The following is a 21,785-nucleotide window of genomic DNA, read 5'->3' as shown; positions in this document are numbered from 1 at the left end:
GACGACGGATTCGCAAGGAGAGGAAGGCACCGTGGCCCAGCTGGAGGTAGAGGACCTGTGGCCGCTGTCGCCACTGCAGGAGGGGCTCCTCTTCCACGCCCTGTACGGCGAGCGGGACTCCGACGGCTACACGCTGCAGGCCGTCCTGGAACTGGACGGCCCGCTGGACCCGGCGGTGCTGCGGGAGTCCATGGCGGTGCTGCTGGAACGGCACGCCAACCTGCGCGCCGGGTTCCGCCAGCCGGCCGCGCTGGACCAGCCCGTCCAGGTGATCGCCAAGCGGGTCGAGCCGCCGTGGACGCAGGCCGACCTGTCGGGCCTCGCCGCCCCGGCCGCCGAGGCCGAGGCCGCGCGGCTCGCCGCCGCCGAGCACGCCCGCCGGTTCGACCCGGCCGTCCCGCCGCTGCTGCGCCTGCTGCTGGTGCGGTTCGGTGAACGGCGCCACCGGCTGGTGCTGTCGATCCACCACATCCTGCTGGACGGCTGGTCGCTGTCGGTCCTGCTCCGCGAGCTGTTCGCGGTCTACCGGGACGGCGGCTCGGCCGCCGGGCTCGGCCCCGTCCGGCCCTACCGGGACTACCTGGCCTGGCTGAACGCCCAGGACCGCGACTCCGCCCGCGAGGCGTGGCTGCGGGAGCTCGCGGGGGCGGACGAGCCGACCCTCGTCGCGCCCGCCGAGGCCGCGCCCGGGCGAGCCGCGGCCGCGCAGGCCGCGGCCGTGGAGCCGGGCCGGGTCCGTTTCACGGTGACGCCCGGGCTGACCGCCGCGCTGCGCGCCACGGCCCGCGAGCACGGCCTGACCCTCAACACGGTCGTGCAGGGCGCCTGGGCGATGCTCGTCGGCAGGCTCGCGGGACGCCGCGACGTCGTGCTCGGCGCGATGGTCGCCGGGCGCCCGCCGGAGCTGCCCGGGGTGGACCGGATGCTCGGCCTGTTCGTCAACACGGTGCCCGTCCGGGTGGCGCTGGACCCCGGGCGGCCCGCCGCGGACGTCCTCGCCGAGCTCCAGGACCGGCAGGCGGCGCTGATGGCGCACCAGTACCTGGGGCTGGCCGAGATCCAGCGGTTCGCGGGCCCCGGAGCCACCTTCGACACGCTGTTCGCCTACGAGAGCTATCCCGGCGGCGGCCCCGGCGGCGACGACGGCGGTCTGCGCGTCACCCCCGCCATCGGCGGGCTCGAGGCCACGCACTATCCGCTCAGCCTGACCGTGCTGCCGGGCGAGAGCCTGGGGTTCCGGCTGACCTATCGCCCCGACGTCGTCGCCGAGGACACCGCAGAGGGTTGCGCCCGCTGGCTGACCCGGCTGCTGGAGCAGTTGGCCGAGCGCCCTGACGCCCCGGTCGGCGCGTTCGGGGTGCTCGACGAGGCCGACCGGACGACGATCCTGCGGGACTGGAACGACACGGCGGTCCCGGGCGGGCCGCGGACCCTGGTGGAGGCGTTCGCCGAGCGGGTGCGCGCGCACCCCGGCGCGGTGGCCGTCACCGGGCCGGACGCCCGGTTCACCTACGCCGAGCTGGACGCGGCCGCCGACCGGGTCGCGGCCCGGCTGGCGGCTGCCGGAGTCGGCGCGGGGGACCGGGTCGGGGTGGTGCTGGGCCGCTCGGCCGCGCTGGTCTCGGTGCTGCTGGGCGTGGTCAAGGCGGGTGCCGCCTACGTCCCGGTGGACCCGGAGTGGCCGGCCGCGCGCGCCGAACGGGTGCTGGCCGAGGCCGGCCCCGCCGTGGTCGTCGACGAGGGCTGGGAGTTCGGCGGCGGGTCGCCCGCGCCGTCCGCGGCCGAGGTGCACCCGGACGATCTGGCTTATGTGATGTTCACGTCGGGGTCGACGGGGGTGCCGAAGGGTGTCGCGGTCACGCATGCGGGTGTGGTGGCGCTTGCGGCGGATCGGGCGTGGACTTCGGCGGAGCGGGTGCTGTTCCACGCGCCGCATGCGTTCGACGCCTCTACCTGGGAGTTGTGGGTTCCGCTGTTGTCGGGTGGGACGGTGGTGGTGGCTCCGCCGGGGCGGATGGACGCGTCGGTGCTGGCGGGTCTGGTGGCCGAGCATGAGCTGACAGCGGTACATGTCACGGCGGGCTTGTTCGGGGCGCTGGCCGAGGAGGCGCCTGGCTGCTTCGCGGGTCTGGCCGAGGTGCTGACCGGCGGCGACGCCGTGAGCGCGGCGGCGGTGGAGCGGGTGATGGAGGCGTGCCCGTCGCTGTCGGTACGGGAGCTGTACGGGCCGACCGAGATCACGATGTGCGCGACCTCGTTCGCGCTACAGCCGGGCGAGCGGGTGCCCCGGGTGCTGCCGATCGGCCGCCCCCTGGACGGCACGCGCGCCTACGTGCTGGACGGCTTCCTGCAGCCCGTCCCGGTGGGCGTGGTCGGTGAGCTGTACCTCGCCGGAACGGGAGTGGCGCGCGGCTACTGGGACCGGCCGGGACCGACGGCGGAGCGGTTCACGGCCTCGCCGTTCGGTCCTGGCCGGATGTACCGGACGGGTGACCTGGCGCGCTGGACGCCTGAGGGCGAGCTGGTGTTCGCCGGCCGGACCGACGACCAGGTGAAGATCCGCGGTTACCGGGTCGAACCGGGCGAGGTCGAGGCCGTCCTCGCCATGTCCGCCGGGGTGACGGACGCGCTCGCCCTCGTCCGCGAGGACCGCCCCGGCCACAAGCGGCTCGTCGCCTACGTGGTCGGCGGCCCGGAACTCGACCCCGCCGTGGTCCGCGAGTTCGCGGCCGGGCTGCTGCCCGACTACATGGTCCCGGCGGCCGTGGTCCGCCTGGACGAGCTGCCCCTCACCGCCAACGGCAAGATCGACCGGGCCGCGCTGCCCGCTCCCGGCTTCGCCGGCACCGAGGGCCGGGCGCCCGCCAACGCCACCGAGGCGACCCTGTGCGAGCTGTTCGCGGGGGTGCTGCGGCTGGAGAAGGTCGGCGTGGACGACGGGTTCTTCGACCTCGGCGGCGACTCGATCATGTCGATGCAGCTGGTCGCCCGCGCCCGCAAGGCCGGGATCGTCATCACCGCCCAGGACGTCTTCGAGCTGAAGACCCCCGCGAACCTGGCCGTGGCGGCGGCGGGCACCGAGAGCCCCGAGCCGGAGCCCGCGCGCGCCGACGAGGGCTCCATCCCGCTGACCCCCGCCATGCACTGGGTGGCGGAGCGGGCCGGCCGCGCGGGCCTGGACCGCTTCGCCCAGTCCGCGCTGGCCAGGGTGCCCGCGGGCCTGGACCGGACCGCGCTGGAGGGCGCGCTGCGCGCCGTCGCCGCCCATCACCAGACCCTGCGGGCCCGGCTCGTGGCCACCCCCGCCGACCGGCCCGCCGAGTGGCGGCTGGAGGTGGGCGAGGAGGTCCCCGGCGACCTGCTCGCCCGTGTCGACGCGACCGGCCTCGACACGGCCGGGCTCGCCGCCGCCGAGGAGCAGCGGGCCGCGGACCGGCTCGACCCGGCCGCGGGCCGGATGCTGCAGGCCGTCTGGTTCGACCGGGGCCCCGCCGAACCCGGCGGCCTGCTGCTCGTCGCGCACCACCTGGTCGTCGACGCCGTCTCGTGGCGGATCCTGCTGCCCGACCTCGCCGCCGCCTACGCCGCGATCGCCGCGGGCGCGGCCCCCGCGCTGGAACCGGCCGGCACCTCCTTCCGCCGCTGGGCGCAGGCGCTCGCCGAGACCGGCCCCGGCCGGGACGCCGAGCTGCCCGCCTGGCACGCGCTGCTGGAGGGGGCCGAGCCGCTCGGCACCCGGCCCCTCGACCCGGCCCGCGACACCGCCGCGTCCATGCGGCACCTGGACGCGTCCGTTCCCGCGGACGTCACCGCGGCCCTGCTGACCACGGTGCCCTCCGCCTTCCACACCGGGATCAACGAGGTGCTCCTGACGGGGCTGGCCCTGGCGGTCGCCGAGTGGCGGGAGCGGCGCGGCGGCGCCGCGGGCGCGCTGACCGTCGACCTGGAGCGGCACGGCCGGGAACCGCTGCCCGGCGCGGCCGACCTGTCGCGGACCGTCGGCTGGTTCACCGCGCTGCACCCGGTCCGGCTCGACCCGGGACCGGTCGACCCGGCGTCGGCCCGGACGGGCGGCCCGGACGCCGGCCGGGCCCTGAAGCGGATCAAGGAGGGGCTGCGCGCCGTCCCCGGCGACGGGCTCGGCCACGGCGTGCTGCGGCGGCTGGGCCGGGCGCCCGGCCTGCCGGACCCGCAGATCGGCTTCAACTACCTGGGCCGGGTCGCGGCCGGCGCGGCGGCGGAGGACTGGCAGCCGACCGCGTTCGGCGGCGCCATGGACGACCGGATGCCCGCCGCCCACGCCCTGGAGGCCGGCGGCATCGTCCGCGACGGCGCCGGCGGCCCCGAACTCACCCTCACCCTGTCGTGGCCCGGCGCGCTGCTGGAGGAGCACCAGGTCCGCGAGCTGGCCGACGGCTGGGCGGCGATGCTCGCCGGGCTGGCCGCGCACGGCGCGGCCCCCGGCGCGGGCGGCCGGACGCCGTCGGACCTCCCGCTGGCCGGGCTCGGCCAGGAGCAGGTCGAGGAGCTGGAGACCGCCGTCCCCGCGCTGACCGACGTGTGGCCGCTGTCGCCGCTCCAGGAGGGCCTGTTCTTCCACGCCCTGTACGCCGAGGACGCGCTCGACGCCTACTCGGGCCAGGGCATGCTCGGCCTGGACGGCCCGCTCGACCCGGCCGTGCTGCGGGCCGCGGGCCAGGCGCTGCTGGACCGGCACGCCAACCTGCGCACCGGGTTCCGCCAGCTCGCCGATCTCGACAAGCCCGTCCAGGTGGTCGTCGACCGGGTCGAGCTGCCGTGGCGGGAGGCCGACCTGTCGGACGCCGCGGATCCCGAGGCCGCCGCCGACCGGCTCGCCGCCGAGGAGCTGGCGCTCGGGTTCGACCCCGCGCGCCCGCCGCTGCTGCGGTTCCTGCTGCTGCGGTTCGGCCCGCGCCGCCACCGGCTCGTCCTCACCAACCACCACATCCTGATGGACGGCTGGTCGCTGCCGGTCTTCCTGCGCGAGCTGACCGCCCTGTACGAGGCGGGCGGCGACCCGGCCGCGCTGCCCCCGGCGCCCCCTTACCGCGACTACCTGTCCTGGCTCGGCCGCCAGGACGCCGACGCGGCCCGCCAGGCGTGGGCCGCCGAGCTCGCCGGCCTCACCGAACCGACCCTGATCGCACCCGCCGACCCGGCCCGGCTCCCGGTGGTGCCGGAACGGGTGCTGGCCAAGGCGGGCCCGGAGCTGGCCGCCGGGCTGAAGGAACTGGCCCGCGAGCACGGCCTGACCCTCAACACGGTCGTGCAGGGCGCCTGGGCGCTGCTCGTCGGCCGGCTGACCGGCCGGGACGACGTGGTGTTCGGCGCGGTCGTCGCCGGCCGCCCGCCCGAGCTGCCCGGCATCGAGGACATGCTCGGCCTGTTCGTCAACACCGTGCCCGTCCGGGTGCCGCTCGACCCCGCCGAGAGCCTGGCCGGCATGCTGACCGGACTCCAGGGCCGCCAGACCGCGCTGATGGCGCACCACCACCTCGGCCTCGGGGAGATCCAGCGGCTGGCCGGGCCGGGCGCGTCCTTCGACCTGCTCGTCGCCTACGAGAACTACCCCTACGACCCGGCTGCGGAGCGGCCCGCCCCGGACGACACCCTGCGGATCAGCCCGGCCGGCGGCCGCGACTCCACGCACTACCCGCTGACGCTCGCGGTGATGCCCGGCGACACCGATCTCGGCCTGCGGTTCACCTACCGGCCCGACCTGTTCGACGAGGCCACCGTGCACGGGTACGCGCAGGCGCTGCTCCAGGTGCTGCGGACCGTCGCCGGCGACCCGGCGCGGCCGGTCGGGCGGGTCGACGTCCTCGGGCCCGACGGCCTCGAGCGGGCGCTGGAGCACTGGAACGCCGCGCCCGCCCCGCGGGCGGGCACCACGATCGGCGCGGTGTTCGCCGAGCGGGTCGCCGAGCGGCCGGACGCCGTCGCGGTGACCGACGGCGCCACTACGCTGACCTACGCGGAGCTGGACGCGGCCGCCGACCGGGTGGCCGCGGGGCTGGCCGGGGCGGGCGTCACGCGCGGCGACCGGGTCGGGGTGCTGCTCGGCCGCTCGCTCCGGCTGGTCACGGTGCTGCTGGGCGTGGTCAAGGCGGGTGCCGCCTACGTCCCGGCCGATCCGGAGTGGCCCGACGCCCGTGTCGGCGCCGTCCTGGACGGGATCGACGTCGTGGTCGACGAGGGGTGGGAGCCCGGTGCGGGACTGACCGGCCCGGCCGCCCGCCCGGACGATCTGGCTTATGTGATGTTCACGTCGGGGTCGACGGGGGTGCCGAAGGGTGTCGCGGTCACGCATGCGGGTGTGGTGGCGCTGGCTGCGGATCGGGCGTGGGGTTCGGTGGAGCGGGTGTTGTTCCATGCGCCGCATGCGTTCGACGCCTCTACCTGGGAGTTGTGGGTTCCGCTGTTGTCTGGTGGGACGGTGGTGGTGGCTCCGCCGGGGCGGATGGATGCATCGGTGCTTGCGGATCTGGTGGCCGAACATGAACTGACAGCGGTACATGTCACGGCGGGCTTGTTCGGGGCGCTGGCCGAGGAAGCACCTGGTTGCTTCGCGGGTCTGGCCGAGGTGCTGACCGGCGGCGACGCCGTGGACGCCGTGGCGGTGGAGCGGGTGATGAGCGCGTGCCCGTCGCTGTCGGTGCGGGAGCTGTACGGACCGACCGAGATCACGATGTGCGCCACCACCCTCTCGCTGCGGCCAGGCGAACCGGTTCCGTCCGTACTGCCGATCGGCCGCCCCCTGGACGGCGCGCGCGCCTACGTGCTGGACGGCTTCCTGCGGCCGGTGCTGCCCGGAGTGGCCGGCGAGCTGTACCTCGCCGGCTCCGGAGTGGCGCGCGGCTACTGGGGGCGTCCCGGCCAGACGGCCGAACGGTTCGTCGCCTCGCCGTTCGGTCCTGGCCGGATGTACCGGACGGGTGATCTGGCGCGCTGGACGCCCGAGGGTGAGCTGGTGTTCGCCGGCCGGACCGACGACCAGGTGAAGATCCGCGGCTACCGGGTCGAACCGGGCGAGGTCGAAGCCGTCCTGGCCCGGCATCCGGACATCGCCCGGGTCGCCGTCGTCGCCCGCGAGGACCACCCCGGCCACAAGCAGCTCGTCGCCTATGTGGTCGGCGCGGAAGACCAGGACGCGCTGCGCGCGTTCGCTGCGGAAAACCTTCCCGGCTACCTGATACCCGCGGCGTTCGTCCCGCTGGCCGAGCTGCCGCTGACCGCCAACGGCAAGATCGACCGCGCGGCCCTGCCCGCCCCCGGGTTCACCGGCGCGGCCGAGGCGCGCGAACCGTCGGGACCGGTCGAGACCGCGCTGTGCACGCTGTTCGCCGAGGTGCTCCGCCGCGACCGGGTCGCCGTCACCGACGGCTTCTTCGACCTCGGCGGCGACTCGATCATGTCGATGCAGCTGGTCGCCCGCGCCCGCAAGGCCGGGATCGTCATCACCGCGCAGGACGTCTTCGAGCACCGCACCCCCGAGCTGCTGGCCCTGGTCGCGACCGGCGACCCGGCGGCCGGCCCCGCCCCCGCCGACGCCGGGACCGGCCCGGTCCCGGCGACCCCCGCGATGCTGCGGCTCGCCCGCAGGACCGGCCGCGCCGGGCTGCGGGACTTCGCCCAGTGGCTCCTGGCGGCCGCCCCCGCCGGGCTGACCGCCGAACGCCTGGAGCGGGCCGTCCGCACCGTCGCCGACCACCACGACGCGCTGCGCGCCCGGCTGGTCGTCCCCGACGAGCAGGACCCCGCCACCTGGACGCTCGACGTGCGGCCCCCCGGGGAACCGGCCGGCCCGCTGGTCACCAGGGTCGACGCCGCCGCCCTCGACGACGACGCGCTGCCCGGCCTGGCCGCCGGGCACGCCAGGACCCTCGACCCCGAGGCCGGCGTGATGTTCCGGGCCGTCTGGCTCGACCGCGGTCCCGGCCTCCCCGGACGGGTGCTGCTGGTCGTCAGCCACCTGGTCGTCGACGGCTACTCCTGGCGGATCCTGCTGCCCGACCTGGCGGCCGCGGTGAACGGCGAACCCCTCCAGCCGGCTGGCACCTCCTTCCGCCGGTGGGCCGGTCTCCTTCCCGCCGCGGACCCGCCGGAGCCGGTGGCCGCGCCGCTCGGCGGCAGGCCGCTGGACCCCAGGACCGACAACGCCGCGTCCATGCGGCGGCTGACCGTGCGGGTGCCCGCCGAGGAGTCCGAGGCGCTGCTCACCACGGTCCCGGCGGCGTTCCACACCGGCGTCGACGAGGTGCTGCTCACCGGCCTGGCCGTCGCGGTCGCCGCCTGGCGGCCGGGGCCGGTGACCGTGGACGTCGAGGGGCACGGCCGCGAACCCCTCGCCGACGGCATGGACCTGTCCCGCACCGTCGGCTGGTTCACCGCCCTGCGCACCCTCCGCCTGGACCCCGGGCCCGTCGACCTGGCGGAGCTCCTGGCGGGCGGCGAACCGGCCGCGCGGGCCGTCAAACGGGTCAAGGAGCAGGCCCGCACCCCGGTCGCCGCCACCGCGGAGATCGGCTTCAACTACCTGGGCCGGGCGGCCGAGGGCGGCGGCGACCCCGGCGGCTGGGCGCAGCTCGCCCTCGGCGGGTACGCCGACGACCGGACCCCCGCCACGCATGCCCTGTCCGCGAGCGGCACCGTCCGCGACGGCGAGCTGACCCTGTCCCTGTCCTGGCCGGGCGGGCTGCTGGACGAGGCCGTCCCCCAGGGCGTCGCGGACGCCTGGGCGGCGGCACTGACGGGCCTGGCCCGCTCCGCCGCCGCCGGCGGCCACACCCCCTCGGACTTCCCGCTGGTCGACCTCACCCAGGACGAGGTCGCCGAACTCGAGGCCGCCCACGCCGGGCTGGCCGAGGTGTGGCCGCTGTCGCCGCTGCAGGAGGGGCTGCTGTTCCACGCCGTCTACGACTCCGCCGACACCGACGTCTACGCCGGGCAGCACGTCCTGGACCTGCGCGGGCCGCTCGACCCGGCCGCCCTGCGCGCCGCCGGGCAGACCCTGCTCGACCGGCACGCGCCCCTGCGCGCGGCGTTCCGGCAGCTCGGCGACCGCACCGTCCAGGTGATCTGCGAGGGCGTCGCGCTGCCCTGGCGCGAGGAGTCCGCGGACCTCGCCGGCGTCCCGGCGCTGGCCGCCGCGGAGCTGGCCGCGGGCTTCGACCCGGCCGAACCGCCGCTGATCCGCTTCCTGCTGGTCCGGGTCGCCGCCGACCACCACCGGCTGGTCATCACCAACCACCACCTCGTCCTGGACGGCTGGTCGCTGCCCCTGCTCAAGCGCGAGCTGTTCACCCTCTACCGCGAGGGCGCCGCCCACCTGCGGCCCGTGCCGCCCTACCGGAACTACCTGGCCTGGCTCGGCGACCGCGACACCGAGACGGCCCGGACGGCCTGGCGGGCCGAGCTGGCGGGCCTGGAGGAACCGACGCTGGTCGCCGAACCCGACCCGGCGCGCGCCCCCGTCGTCCCCGAGGAACTGCAGAACCGGGCCGCCCCCGGCCTCACCGCGGCGCTGCGCGCCCTGGCCAGGAGCCGCGACCTCACCGTGAACACGCTGGTCCAGGCCGCCTGGGCGCTGGTCCTGGCGCGGCTGTCGGGACGCGGCGACGTGGTGTTCGGCGCCGTGGTCGCGGGCCGGCCGCCCGAGCTGCCCGGCGTCGAGGACATGCTCGGCCTGTTCATCAACACCGTCCCGGTCCGGGTGCCGCTCGACCCCGCGCAGCCGGTCGCCGGGCTCCTCGCCGACCTGCAGAAGCGCCAGTCGGCGCTGATGGACCACCACCACGTCGGGCTCGCGGAGATCCAGCGGCTGGCCGGGCCCGGCGCGGTCTTCGACACGCTGCTGGCCTATGAGAGCTTCCCGGCGGAGGCGGCGCCGGGCGGCGAGGCGCTCCGGGTCGCCCCCGCCGGCGGCCGCGACGCCACCCACTACCCGCTGACGCTGGCGATCAGCCCCGGCGGCGAACGGCTCGGGGTGCGGCTGACCTACCGGCCCGACCTGTACGACCGGGACGCCGCGCAGCAGATCACCGACCGGCTCCTGCGGGTGCTGGAGCAGTTCACCGCGGCGCCGGACGCCCCCGTCGGCAGGATCGGTGTGCTCGATGCCGCCGAGCACGCCCGGCTCACCGCGCCCGCGCCGGCCGCGCCCCTGCCCGGCGACACCGTCATCGGGCTGTTCGAGGACAGGGCCCGGCTGACCCCCGGCGCCGTCGCGGTGACCTCCGCCACGGGCGACCTCACCTACGCCGCCCTCGACCTGGCCGCCGGCCGGCTGGCCGCCCGCCTCGCCGCCCTCGGCGCGCGGCCCGGCAGGATCGTCGCGATCGCGCTGCCCCGCTCGGCCGAGACCGTCGTCGCGGTGCTGGCCGTCCTCAAGAGCGGGGCGGCCTACCTGCCGATCGACCCCGACCACCCCGCCCCCCGGGTGGCGTTCATGCTCGCCGAGGCCGGCGCGGTCGCCGTGGTCTGCACCAAGGCCACCGGGGGCCTGCCGGACGACGCCGTCCGGCTCGTCCTGGACGACCCGGCGGCCGGCCCCGGCGCCGGCGGCCCCGCGCCGACCCCGCCGCGGCCCGCCGACCCCGCCTACGTCCTGTACACCTCGGGCTCGACCGGCCGGCCCAAGGGCGTCGTGGTCGAGCACCGGTCGGTCGTCAACTACCTGGCCCACGCCGCCGAGCGGTACACCGCCGTCCGCACCGGGGCCCTGCTGCACTCGCCGCCCGCGTTCGACCTGACCGTGACCGCGCTGCTCGGCCCCCTCGTCACCGGCGGCCGGGTCGTGGTGGGCGACCTGGACGCCCCCGGCGCGCCCGGCGGCCCGCTGATGGTCAAGCTGACCCCCAGCCACCTGCGGCTGTTCCCCGAGCCGCCGCTCCCCGTCCGCGACCTGGTCGTCGGCGGCGAGCAGCTGACCGGCGACCTCCTGCGGCCCTGGCGGGCGGCGCTGCCGGACCTGGCGATCGTCAACGAGTACGGCCCGACCGAGGCGACCGTCGGCTGCGCCGAGTACCGGATCGGGCCGGGCGACGAGCCCGGCGACGGGGTGGTGCCGATCGGCCGCGCCCTGCGCAACGCGGCGCTGTACCTGCTGGACGGCTTCCTGCACCCCGTCCCCGACGGGGCCGCCGGCGAGCTGTACATCGCGGGCGAGGTCCTGGCCCGCGGCTACCTGAACCGGCCCGGGCTGACCGCCGGGCGGTTCGTCGCCTCACCGTTCGGCCCCGGCCGGATGTACCGGACGGGCGACCTGGCCCGCCGCGACGCCCGGGGCGACCTGGTCTACCTCGGCAGGGCCGACCACCAGGTCAAGGTCCGGGGCTTCCGGATCGAGCCGGGGGAGGTCGAGGCCGTCCTGGCCGGCCACCCCGACGTCTCCGGCGCCGTGGTCGTCGCCCGGGACGACCGGCTGATCGCCTATGTCGTCCGGGAGGGCGAGGCGGACCTGCGGGCCTTCGCCGCGGCCGCGCTGCCCGCCGCGATGGTCCCGGCGGCCGTCGTCGACCTGGCGGAGTTCCCGCTGACGGTCAACGGCAAGCTCGACCGGGCCGCGCTGCCCGCCCCCGACTTCACCGGCCGCGCCGCGGGCCGCGCACCGGCCGGCCCGGTCGAACGCCTGCTGTGCGAGCTGTTCGCCGAGGTGCTGCGGCTGGACTCGGTCGGCGCGGACGCCGGGTTCTTCGACCTCGGCGGCGACTCCATCGTCTCCATGCAGCTGGTGGCGCGGGCCCGCAAGGCGGGGCTGCTGTTCACCCCCCGCCAGGTGTTCGAGCGGCGCACCCCCGAGCAGCTCGCCCTGGTCGCCACCCGGTCGGCCGCCGCGCCCGCCGCCGACGACCCGGCCGGCCGGGTCCCGCTGACCCCGATCATGCGCTGGATCGCCGGCCACGCCGGCGCCGGGCCCCTGACCGGCCGCTTCGCGCAGTCGGCGACCCTGGAGGTCCCGCCGGGCCTGGACCCGGACGCCCTCGGGGCGGCGCTGACCGCGCTGACCGGCCTGCACCCGGTCCTGCGGGCCCGGCTCGTCCGCGACGACCCGGCCGACCCGGCCACCTGGGCGCTGGACATCCCGGCCGAGGCCCCCGCCGCCGAGGTGGGCCGGGTCGAGGCCGCCGGGGTGCCCGAGCGGGACCTGCCCGCGCTGCTCGCCGCCGAGGGCCGGGCCGCCGCCGAGCTGCTGGACCCCGCCGCGGGACGCCTGGTGCGGGCGGTCTGGCTGGACCGGGGGGAGGCGCCCGGCCGGGTGCTGCTGGTCGTGCACCACCTGGCCGTCGACGGGGTGTCGTGGCGGATCCTGCTGCCCGACCTGGAGGCCGCCTACGCCGGAGCCGCGCCCGACCCGGCCGGGACCTCGTTCCGGCGGTGGGCGCTGCTGGCCGCCGCGCAGGCCGGGGAGGCCGCGCGGGAGGCCGAGCTGCCGGCCTGGCGCGACATCCTGGCGCCCGGCGCGCTCGGCGTCGGGGACCGGCCGCTCGACCCCGCCCGCGACACCGCCGCCACGGTGCGGCGGCTCAGCGTGGAGATCCCGGCCGAGCTGACCGCCGCGCTGCTGACCGGCGTCCCGGCGGCGTTCCACGCCGGGATCGACGACGTGCTGCTGACCGCGCTGGCCGCGGCCGTCGGCGAGACGCAGGGGCGGGCCGGCCCCGTCGTGGTCGACGTCGAGAGGCACGGCCGCGAACCGCTCGCCAGCGACGTCGACCTGTCCCGGACCGTCGGCTGGTTCACCGCGCTGCACCCGGTCCGGCTCGACCTCGGCGACGACGTCGGCTTCGACGAGCTGAGGGCGGGCGGCCCCGCGGCCGGACGGGCGATCAAACGGGTCAAGGAGCAGCTGCGGTCGGTGCCCGCCGACGGGCTCGGCTTCGGCCTGCTCCGCCATCTGAACCCGCGCACCGCGGCCGCCCTGGCGGAGCTGCCCGCGCCCGCGATCGGCTTCAACTACCTGGGCCGCTTCGGCGGGGCGGGCCGGTCGCCGGGATCCGGCGGCTGGCGGCAGACCGGGCTCGGCGGCGACGTCCCCGACTCGATGCCCGCGGCGCACGCCCTGGAGGCCAGCGGGATCGTCCAGGACGGCGCCGGCGGCCCCGTCCTCACCATCGCCCTGGCCTGGCCCGCGGGACTGCTGGCCGAGGCGGACGCCCACGCGCTCGCCGGGTCCTGGACGGCGATGCTCACCGGCCTGGCCGCGCACGCCGCGGCCCCCGGCTCCGGCGGCCACACCCCGTCGGACTTCCCGCTGCTGGCCCTCGCCCAGGACCAGGTCGAGGAGTTCGAGGCCATCGCCGCACAGATCGAGAAGGGGATGCCGTGAGCCGCTCCGCGCTGGCCGAGGTCTGGCCGCTGTCGCCGCTCCAGGAGGGGCTGCTGTTCCACGCCCTCTACGACGAGGACGCCCGCTCCTCCTACGTCGTGCAGCGCACCCTGGAGCTGCGCGGCCCGCTGGACCCCGCCGCGCTGCGCGCCTCCGGCCAGGCGCTGCTGGACCGGCACGCCAACCTGCGCGCCGGGTTCCGCCAGCTCGCCGGGATGGACCGGCCCGTCCAGGTGATCGCCCGCCGGGTCGCCCTGCCCTGGTCGTGGACCGACCTGTCCGACCTGCCGGAGGACGCGGCGCTCGCCGAGGTCGAACGGCTGGCCGCCCGCGAGCGCGACCGGGGGTTCGACCCGGCCGCGCCGCCGCTGATCCGCTTCGCCCTGGCCAGGCTGGACGACCGCCACCACCGGCTCGTCATCACCAACCACCATCTGCTGATGGACGGCTGGTCCCTGCCGATCATGCGCCGCGAGCTGACCGCCCTGTACGCGGCGGGCGGCGACCCCGCGGCCCTGCCGGCCGCCCCGCCCTACCGCGACTACCTGGCCTGGCTCGAACGCAGGGACGGCGCGGCGGCCGCCGAGGCGTGGCGGGCCGAGCTGCTCGGCGTGGACGAGCCGACCCTGGTCGCCGGCCCCGGCCCCGCCGGCGCCCCGCCGGACCGGGCCCGCACCACCGTGCCCGCCGCCACGGCCGCGGGCCTGCGCGCCCTGGCCCGCGGGCACGGGCTGACCCTCAACACGATCGTCCAGGGGGCGTGGGCGCTGCTGCTGAGCCGGCTGTCCGGCCGCCGCGACGTGGTGTTCGGCGCGGTCGTCGCGGGCCGCCCGCCCGAGCTGCCGGGCGTGGAGGACATGCTGGGCCTGTTCGTCAACACCGTGCCGGTCCGGGTCGCGCTGGATCCGGCGGTCCCCGTCCTGGACCTGCTCACCGGGTTACAGAAGCGCCAGTCGGCGCTGATGGAGCACCACCATGTCGGGCTCGCGGAGATCCAGCGGCTGGCCGGGCCCGGCGCGGTCTTCGACACGCTGCTGGCCTACGAGAGCTACCCCCGCGACGCCGCCCCGGCGGCGCCCGGCGGGGACACGCTGCGGATGACGCCCGCCGGCAGCGAGGAGTCGGTCCACTACCCGGTGAGCCTGGCGGTGATCCCCGGCGAGGAGCTGCGGCTGCGGGTGGACCGCAGCCCCGGCGCGTTCGACCGGCAGACCGCCGCCGAGCTCGCCGCCCGCTTCACCGGGCTGCTGGCGGCGATCGTCGCCGACCCCGCCGCCCCGGTCGGCCGGCTCGGCCTGCTCACCGCGGACGAGCGGCGCGTCCTGGACGGCTGGAACGCCACCGCGGTCCCGGTCCCCGACGCCACGTTGACCGGGTTGATCGAGGCGCAGGTGGCGCGGACTCCTGATGCGGTTGCGGTGGTGTTCGAGGGTCGGGCGTTGACCTTTGCGGAGTTGGACGCTGCGGCTGATGCGTTGGCGCGTCGGCTGGCGGGGTGCGGTGCCGGGCCTGAGCGGTCCGTGGCTGTCGCGGTGCCGCGTTCGGCCGAACTGGTCGTGGCCCTGGTGGCGGTGCTGAAGACCGGAGCGGCCTACCTGCCGATCGACCCCGAGCATCCGGCCCCGCGGATCGCGGCGATGCTGGCCGACGCCGACCCCGCCGCGGTGCTCTGCACCGCCGCCACCAGGGACGCGCTGCCCGGCGTCCAGGCGCCGCTGCTGGACCTCACCGGGGGACCTGCGGAAGCCCCGCCGCCGGGCCCCGCCATCGGGCCCCGGCCCGGGCACCCCGCCTACGTGATCTACACCTCCGGCTCCACCGGGGTGCCGAAGGGCGTGGTGGTCTCGCATCGCGGCATCGTGAACCGGCTGTTGTGGATGCAGGACGCCTATGGGCTGGGTCCTGGTGACACGGTGTTGCAGAAGACTCCGTCGGGGTTCGACGTGTCGGTGTGGGAGTTCTTCTGGCCGCTCATCACCGGGGCGCGGTTGGTGCTGGCCAAGCCCGGCGGGCACCGTGACCCCGCCTACCTGGCGGGGCTGATCGTCGCCGAGAACGTCACGACCGTGCACTTCGTCCCGTCCATGCTGGAGGCCTTCACCGCCGAGCCCGCCTCCGCCGACTGCACTGGGCTGCGTCGGGTGATCTGCAGTGGCGAGGCGTTACCCGCCGATCTGGTGAACCGCTTCCACGAGCACCTGCCCGGCGTGCCACTGCACAACCTGTACGGCCCCACCGAAGCCTCCGTCGACGTCACTTCCTGGGAGTGCCCGGACGGCCCCGTCGCCACGGTGCCGATCGGCAAACCGATCTGGAACACCGGCTTGCACGTGCTCGACGCGTTCCTGCACCCCGTCCCGCCGGGCGTCGCCGGCGAGCTCTACCTGACCGGCACGGGCCTCGCGCGCGGCTACCTGAACCGCGCCGCGCTGACCGCGGAACGCTTCGTCGCGGCCCCGCAGGGCCGCCTCTACCGGACCGGCGACCTGGCCCGCTGGACCCCCGCCGGCGACCTGGAGTACCTGGGCCGGGCCGACCACCAGGTGAAGATCCGCGGGCTGCGGATCGAACCCGGCGAGATCGAGGCGGTGCTGGCCGGGCACCCCGGCGTCGCCCGCGTCGCGGTCGTCGCCCGCCGCGACCGGCCCGGGGCGCCGCAGCTCGTCGCCTACGTGCTCCCCGCCGGCGACGTCCGGCCCGCGGAGCTGCGCGAGTACGCGGCGCGCGCCCTGCCCGACCACATGGTGCCCGCCGCCGTCGTCGTCCTCGGGGAGTTCCCGCTGACGCCGAGCGGCAAGCTCGACCGGGCGGCGCTGCCCGCCCCCGACTTCGGCGGCCTGGCCGCCGGCCGCGCCGCCGCCACCCCGGCCGAGGAGCTGCTGTGCCGGCTGTTCGCCGAGGTGCTGCGGCTGGACTCGGTCGGCGCGGACGCCGGCTTCTTCGACCTCGGCGGCGACTCCATCGTCTCCCTCCAGCTCGTCGCCCGCGCCCGCAAGGAAGGCCTCGTCCTCACCCCGCGCCAGATCTTCGAGCTGCGCACCCCCGCCGCGCTCGCCGCCGTCGCGACCGCGCCCGGCGAGCCGGCGGGCCCCGCCGAGCCCGCCACCGGCCGGTTCCCGCTGACCCCCGTCATGCGCTGGGTCGCCAGCCGCGCTGGCCTGCCCGCCCGGCTGTCGCAGTCGATGACCGTCCAGGTCCCCCCGGGACTGGACGGGCGGCGGCTGACCCGCGCCCTGCACGCGCTGCTCGACCGGCACGCCATGCTGCGGGCCCGGCTCGTCCGCCCCGACCCGGACGACCCGGCGACCTGGCTGCTCGACGTCCCCGCGGACCCGCCGGACGTCGTCGTCACCCGGGTCGACGCGGCCGGCCTGGACGACGGGCCCCTGGCCGAGCTGTGCGCGGAACGGCTCCACCAGGCCGCGTCCGGGCTCGACCCCGAGGCGGGGGTCCTCGTGCGGGCGGTCTGGCTCGACCGGGGCGCCGCCGCCGACGGCAGGCTGCTGCTGGTCGTGCACCACCTGGCCGTCGACGGGGTGTCGTGGCGGATCCTGCTGCCCGACCTGGAGGCCGCCTACCGGGGCGAGGACCTGGCCCCGGTCGACGGGTCGTTCCGGCACTGGGCGCTGACCGCGGCCCGCCAGGACCGCACCGGCGAGCTGGCCGGATGGCAGGCCCTGCTCGACATCGCGGAGGAGCCGCTCGGCGGCCGCCCCCTCGACCCCGCGCGCGACACGGCCGCGACGCTGCGGCACCGCACGCTGACCCTGCCGGCGGCGACCACCGCCGCCCTGCTGACCACCGTTCCCGCGGCGTTCCACGCCCGGATCGACGACGTGCTCCTGACCGGCCTCGCCGTGGCGGTCGCCGGGGCGCGCGGCAGGCCGGGCCCCGTCCTGGTCGACGTCGAGGGCCACGGGCGCGACCCCCTCGGCGCGGGCCTGGACCTGTCGCGGACCGTCGGCTGGTTCACCAGCGTGCACCCCGTCCGGATCGACACCGGGCCGCTGGACCTCGCCGAGATCGAGGCCGGGGCCGCCGCCGCGGGCCACGCCCTGAAACGGGTGAAGGAGCAGCTGCGGGCCGTGCCCGGCGACGGCCTCGGCCACGGCCTGCTGCGCTGCGACCCCGCCACCGCGCCGGCGCTGGCCGCGCTGCCCGCCCCGCAGATCGTCTTCAACTACCTGGGCCGCTTCACCGGCCCTGCGCCGGGAGGGGCCGGCGGCGGCTGGCGGCAGCTGGCGATGGGCGGCGAGACCGGCCCGGACACCCCCGTCGGGCACGCCCTCTCGTTCGGCGGCTCGGTCCGCGACGGCGCGGACGGGCCGGCCCTGACGCTCACCGTCGCCTGGCCGTCCGCGCTGTTCACCGAGGAGGCCGCCGCCGGCCTGGCCGAACGGTGGGCCGCGGCCCTGACCGGCCTCGCCGCGCACGCCGCCAAACCGGGCACGGGCGGGCACACCCCCTCGGACTTCCCGCTGCTGCCCCTGGACCAGCGGCAGGTCGACGAGGCGCACCGGGCCGTGCCGGACCTGACCGAGGTGTGGCCGCTGACCCCGCTCCAGGAAGGGCTGCTGTTCCACACCGCGTTCGACGCGGGCGGCCTGGACCTCTACGCGGGCCAGCGGGTCCTGGAACTGGACGGCCCGCTCGACGTGCCCGCCCTGCGCGCCTCCGCGCGGGCGCTGCTGGACCGGCACCCCAACCTGCGGGTGGCGTTCCGGCAGTTGGGCGACCGGCCCGTCCAGATCGTCGCGGGCGCGGTCGAACCGCCCTGGCGGGAGATCGAGGCGGCGGGGCCGGCGGAGGCCGACGCCGCGGCCGCCGCCGACCTCGCCGAGCGCTTCGACCCGGCCGTCCCGCCGCTGCTGCGGTTCCTGCTGATCCGGCTCGGCCCGCGGCTGCACCGGCTCGTCATCACCAGCCACCACCTGCTGCTGGACGGCTGGTCCCAGCCGATGCTCAAACGCGAGCTGTTCGCCGCCTACCACGCGGGCGGCGACGCCTCCGCGCTCCCGCCGGCCCCGCCCTACCGCGACTACCTGGCCTGGCTCGGCCGCCAGGACACCGCGGAGTCCCGCCGGGCCTGGCGCGACGAGCTGGCCGGCCTGGACGAGCCGACGCTGGCCGCCGGCCCCGGCCCCGCCCCCGCCGAGGCCGTGCCGCCCGACCATGCCGAGACGAGCGTCGGCGCGGAGACGGCCGCGGCGCTGCGGGCCTTCGCCCGCTCCCGCGACCTCACCCTCAACACGGTCCTGCAAGGGGCGTGGGCGCTGCTCGTGGGCGGCCTCGCCCACCGCCGCGACGTGGTGTTCGGCGCCGTCGTCGCCGGGCGCCCGCCCGAACTGCCCGGCTCGACGCGGATGCTGGGCCTGTTCATCAACACGGTGCCCGTCCGGGTGCCGCTGCCGCCCGGCGAGCCGGTCGCGCGGATGCTGACCGCCCTGCAGGCCCGGCAGTCCGCGCTGACCGGCCACCACGGGCTCGGGCTCGCGGAGATCCAGCGGCTGGCCGGCCCCGGCGCGGTCTTCGACTCCCTGCTCGCCTACGAGAACTATCCGCGCGAACCGGCCCCGGCGGCCCCGGCCGAAGACGGCGGGCTGCGCCTGACGCCGCTGTCGAGCGAGGAGGCCGTGCACTACCCGCTGAGCCTCGCCGTGCTCCCCGGCGAACGGCTCCGGCTGCGCCTGGACTGCCGGCCCGGCGCGTTCGGCCCGGACGGCGCCCGGGTCCTGGCCGGCCGGCTCGTCCGGATCCTGGAGCAGATCGCGGCCGACCCCGAACGCCCGCTCGGCTCGGTGACGGTCCTGTCGGCGGCGGAACGCGCCCGGATCCTCGGCGACTGGAACGCCACCGCCGCGCCGGTCCCGGCGGCGACCCTGCCCGCGCTGTTCGAGGAGCGGGCCGCCCGCTGCCCCGGCGCGACCGCCCTGGTGGCCGCGGGCACCGAACTCACCTACGCGGAACTGGACGCCGCCGCCGCCCGGCTGGCGCGCCGGCTCGGCGCGCTCGGCGCCGGCCCCGGCCGGTTCGTCGCGGTGGCCCTGCCGCGCTCGGCCGAGACGGTCGTCGCGCTGCTGGCCGTGCTGAAGTCCGGCGCCGCCTACCTGCCGGTCGACGCGGCCTATCCACGGGAGCGGATCGCGTTCATGCTGGCCGAGACGGCGCCCGTGGCGGTCGTGTGCGACTCGGCGACCGAGCCGGTGCTGCCTGGCGGGCCCGCCCGGGTCGTGCTGGACGATCCGGCGACGGCCGAGCAGATCGCCGCCGGCGGCCCCGGCGCCCCGGCCGGCGCCGGCCCGGCCCGGCCGCTGTCGGCCGCCGACCCGGCCTACGTCATCTACACCTCCGGGTCGACCGGGACGCCGAAGGGCGTGGTCGTGGAGCACCGGGCGGTCGTCAACTACCTGGAGCACGTCGCCGAGCACTACCCCTCGGTGCGCTCCGGCGCGCTCCTGCACTCGCCGGTCTCGTTCGACCTGACCGTGACGGCCCTGTTCGGCCCGCTGCTCCAGGGCGGCCGGGTGATCGTCGGCGAGCTCGACCAGGCCCCCGGCGCCGCGGCGCCGCTGCTGCTCAAGGTGACCCCCAGCCACCTGCGGTTGCTGGACGGCCTCCGCGCGCCCGTCGGCGACCTGGTCGTCGGCGGCGAGCAGCTGACGGGCGAGGCCCTGGCCGGCTGGCGGGCCGCGCACCCGGGATCGGCGGTGGTCAACGAGTACGGGCCGACCGAGGCGACCGTCGGCTGCACCGAGTACCGGATCGAGCCGGGCGCCCCGGTCGCCGAGGGCGCCGTGCCGATCGGCCGCCCGCTGCGCAACGCCCGGCTCTACGTGCTCGACGGCGCCCTGCAGCCGGTGCCCGCCGGGGCGGCGGGCGAGCTGTACATCGCGGGGGAGGGGCTGGCGCGCGGCTACCTGAACCGGCCGGGCCTGACCGCCGAGCGGTTCACCGCCTCGCCGTTCGGGCCGGGCCGGATGTACCGGACCGGCGACCTGGCCCGCTGGACCGAGGACGGCGAGCTGGTGTACCTCGGCAGGACCGACACCCAGGTGAAGGTCCGGGGGTTCCGGATCGAGCCGGGGGAGGTCGAGGCCGCCCTGGCCGCACTGCCCGGGATCGAGCAGGCCGTCGTGGTGGCCCGGGCGGACGGGCCCGGCCCGCAGCGGCTCGTCGCCTACATCGTCCCGGCCGGCGACGCGGCCCCCGACCCCGCCCAGGTGCGCGCCCACACGGCCGGGGTGCTGCCCGAGCACATGGTGCCCGCCGCCGTCGTCGTGCTGGCGGAACTGCCGCTGACGGTCAACGGCAAGCTCGACCGGGCCGCACTGCCCGCCCCCGACTTCGCCGGCCTCGCCGGCGGGCGGGAACCCGCGACGCCCCTGGAGGCCGTGCTGTGCCGGCTGTTCGCCGAGGTGCTGCGGCTGGAGCGGGTCGGCGCCGACGACGGCTTCTTCGACCTCGGCGGCGACTCGATCGTGTCCATGCAGCTGGTCGCCCGGGCCCGCCGCGAGGGCGTGGTGTTCACGCCCCGGCAGGTGTTCGAGCAGCGCACCCCGGCGGGGATCGCGCGCGTCGCGACGCTCAGCGCCGGCGGCGCCGAGGACTCCGGCACCGGCTCGGCGCCGCTCACCCCGATCATGCGCGAGTTCACCGGGCGGGCCGGCCCCGGCGGGCTCGGCCGGTTCGCCCAGACGCTGGTCGCCGAGGTCCCGGCCGGGCTCGACGAGGCACGGCTGAACACCGCCGTCCAGGCGCTGGTGGACCACCACGACGCGCTCCGCGCCCGCCTCGACCCCGATGCGCTCACCCTGGAGATCCCGGCGGCGGCCCCGGCCGCGCCCGTCCTGCGGATCCCCGCGGACGGCATGGACGGCGCGGCCCTGGCCGGCCTCGCCGCCGCCGAGGGCGCGGCCGCCGCGGCCCGGCTCGACCCGCGGGCCGGGGTGATGCTCCAGACCGTGTGGCTGGACGCGGGTCCCGGCCGCCCGGGACGGCTGCTGCTGGTCGGCCACCACCTCGTCGTCGACGGGGTGTCGTGGCGGATCCTGCTGCCCGACCTGGAGGCCGCCTACACGGCCGCCGCGGCGGGGGAGCCGATCCGGCTGGAACCCGTCGGCACCTCCTTTCGGCGGTGGGCGCTGCTGGCCGCCGAGCAGGCGCGCGGCGACACGCGCGTCGCGGAACTGCCGCACTGGCGCGAGACGCTCGGGCATGACGACCCGCCCCTCGGCCGGAGGCCGCTGGACCCGGCGACCGACCGGGCCGCCGGGCTGCGGCGGCTGACGCACACCCTGCCTGCGGCGCTCACCGGCGAGCTGCTGACCGGCGTCCCGGCCGTGTTCCACGCCGGGATCAACGACGTGCTGCTGACGGCGTTCGCCGCTGCCGTCGCCGGATGGCGGGGCCGCCGCACCGGGCGCACCGGGCCGGTGCT

At 77.3% G+C, this 21,785-nt stretch carries 2 protein-coding genes (1 of these 2 cut by a window edge); both read left to right on the top strand.

What is annotated here, in order from left to right:
* Window positions 1-31: 31 nt before the first annotated feature.
* Window positions 32-13,348: a non-ribosomal peptide synthetase gene (locus tag ACRB68_RS05330; protein ID WP_207709571.1), complete on the top strand. Its 13,317-nt coding sequence runs from the start codon at window positions 32-34 to the stop codon at window positions 13,346-13,348.
* On the top strand, window positions 13,345-21,785 hold the 5' portion of the coding sequence (locus ACRB68_RS05325) for a non-ribosomal peptide synthetase (protein ID WP_194293190.1). It continues 631 nt past the right edge of the window; 8,441 of the gene's 9,072 nt are visible here — the first part of the coding sequence; it begins with the start codon at window positions 13,345-13,347; the stop codon falls past the right edge of the window. The genes ACRB68_RS05330 and ACRB68_RS05325 overlap by 4 nt, the downstream gene beginning before the upstream one ends.

The sequence above is a fragment of the Actinomadura macrotermitis genome, assembly GCF_009604375.1.
Classification (GTDB): Bacteria; Actinomycetota; Actinomycetes; order Streptosporangiales; family Streptosporangiaceae; genus Spirillospora; species Spirillospora macrotermitis.
Note: the sequence above shows the minus strand (reverse complement) of the source record. Positions and strands in the feature narration are given on the sequence as shown.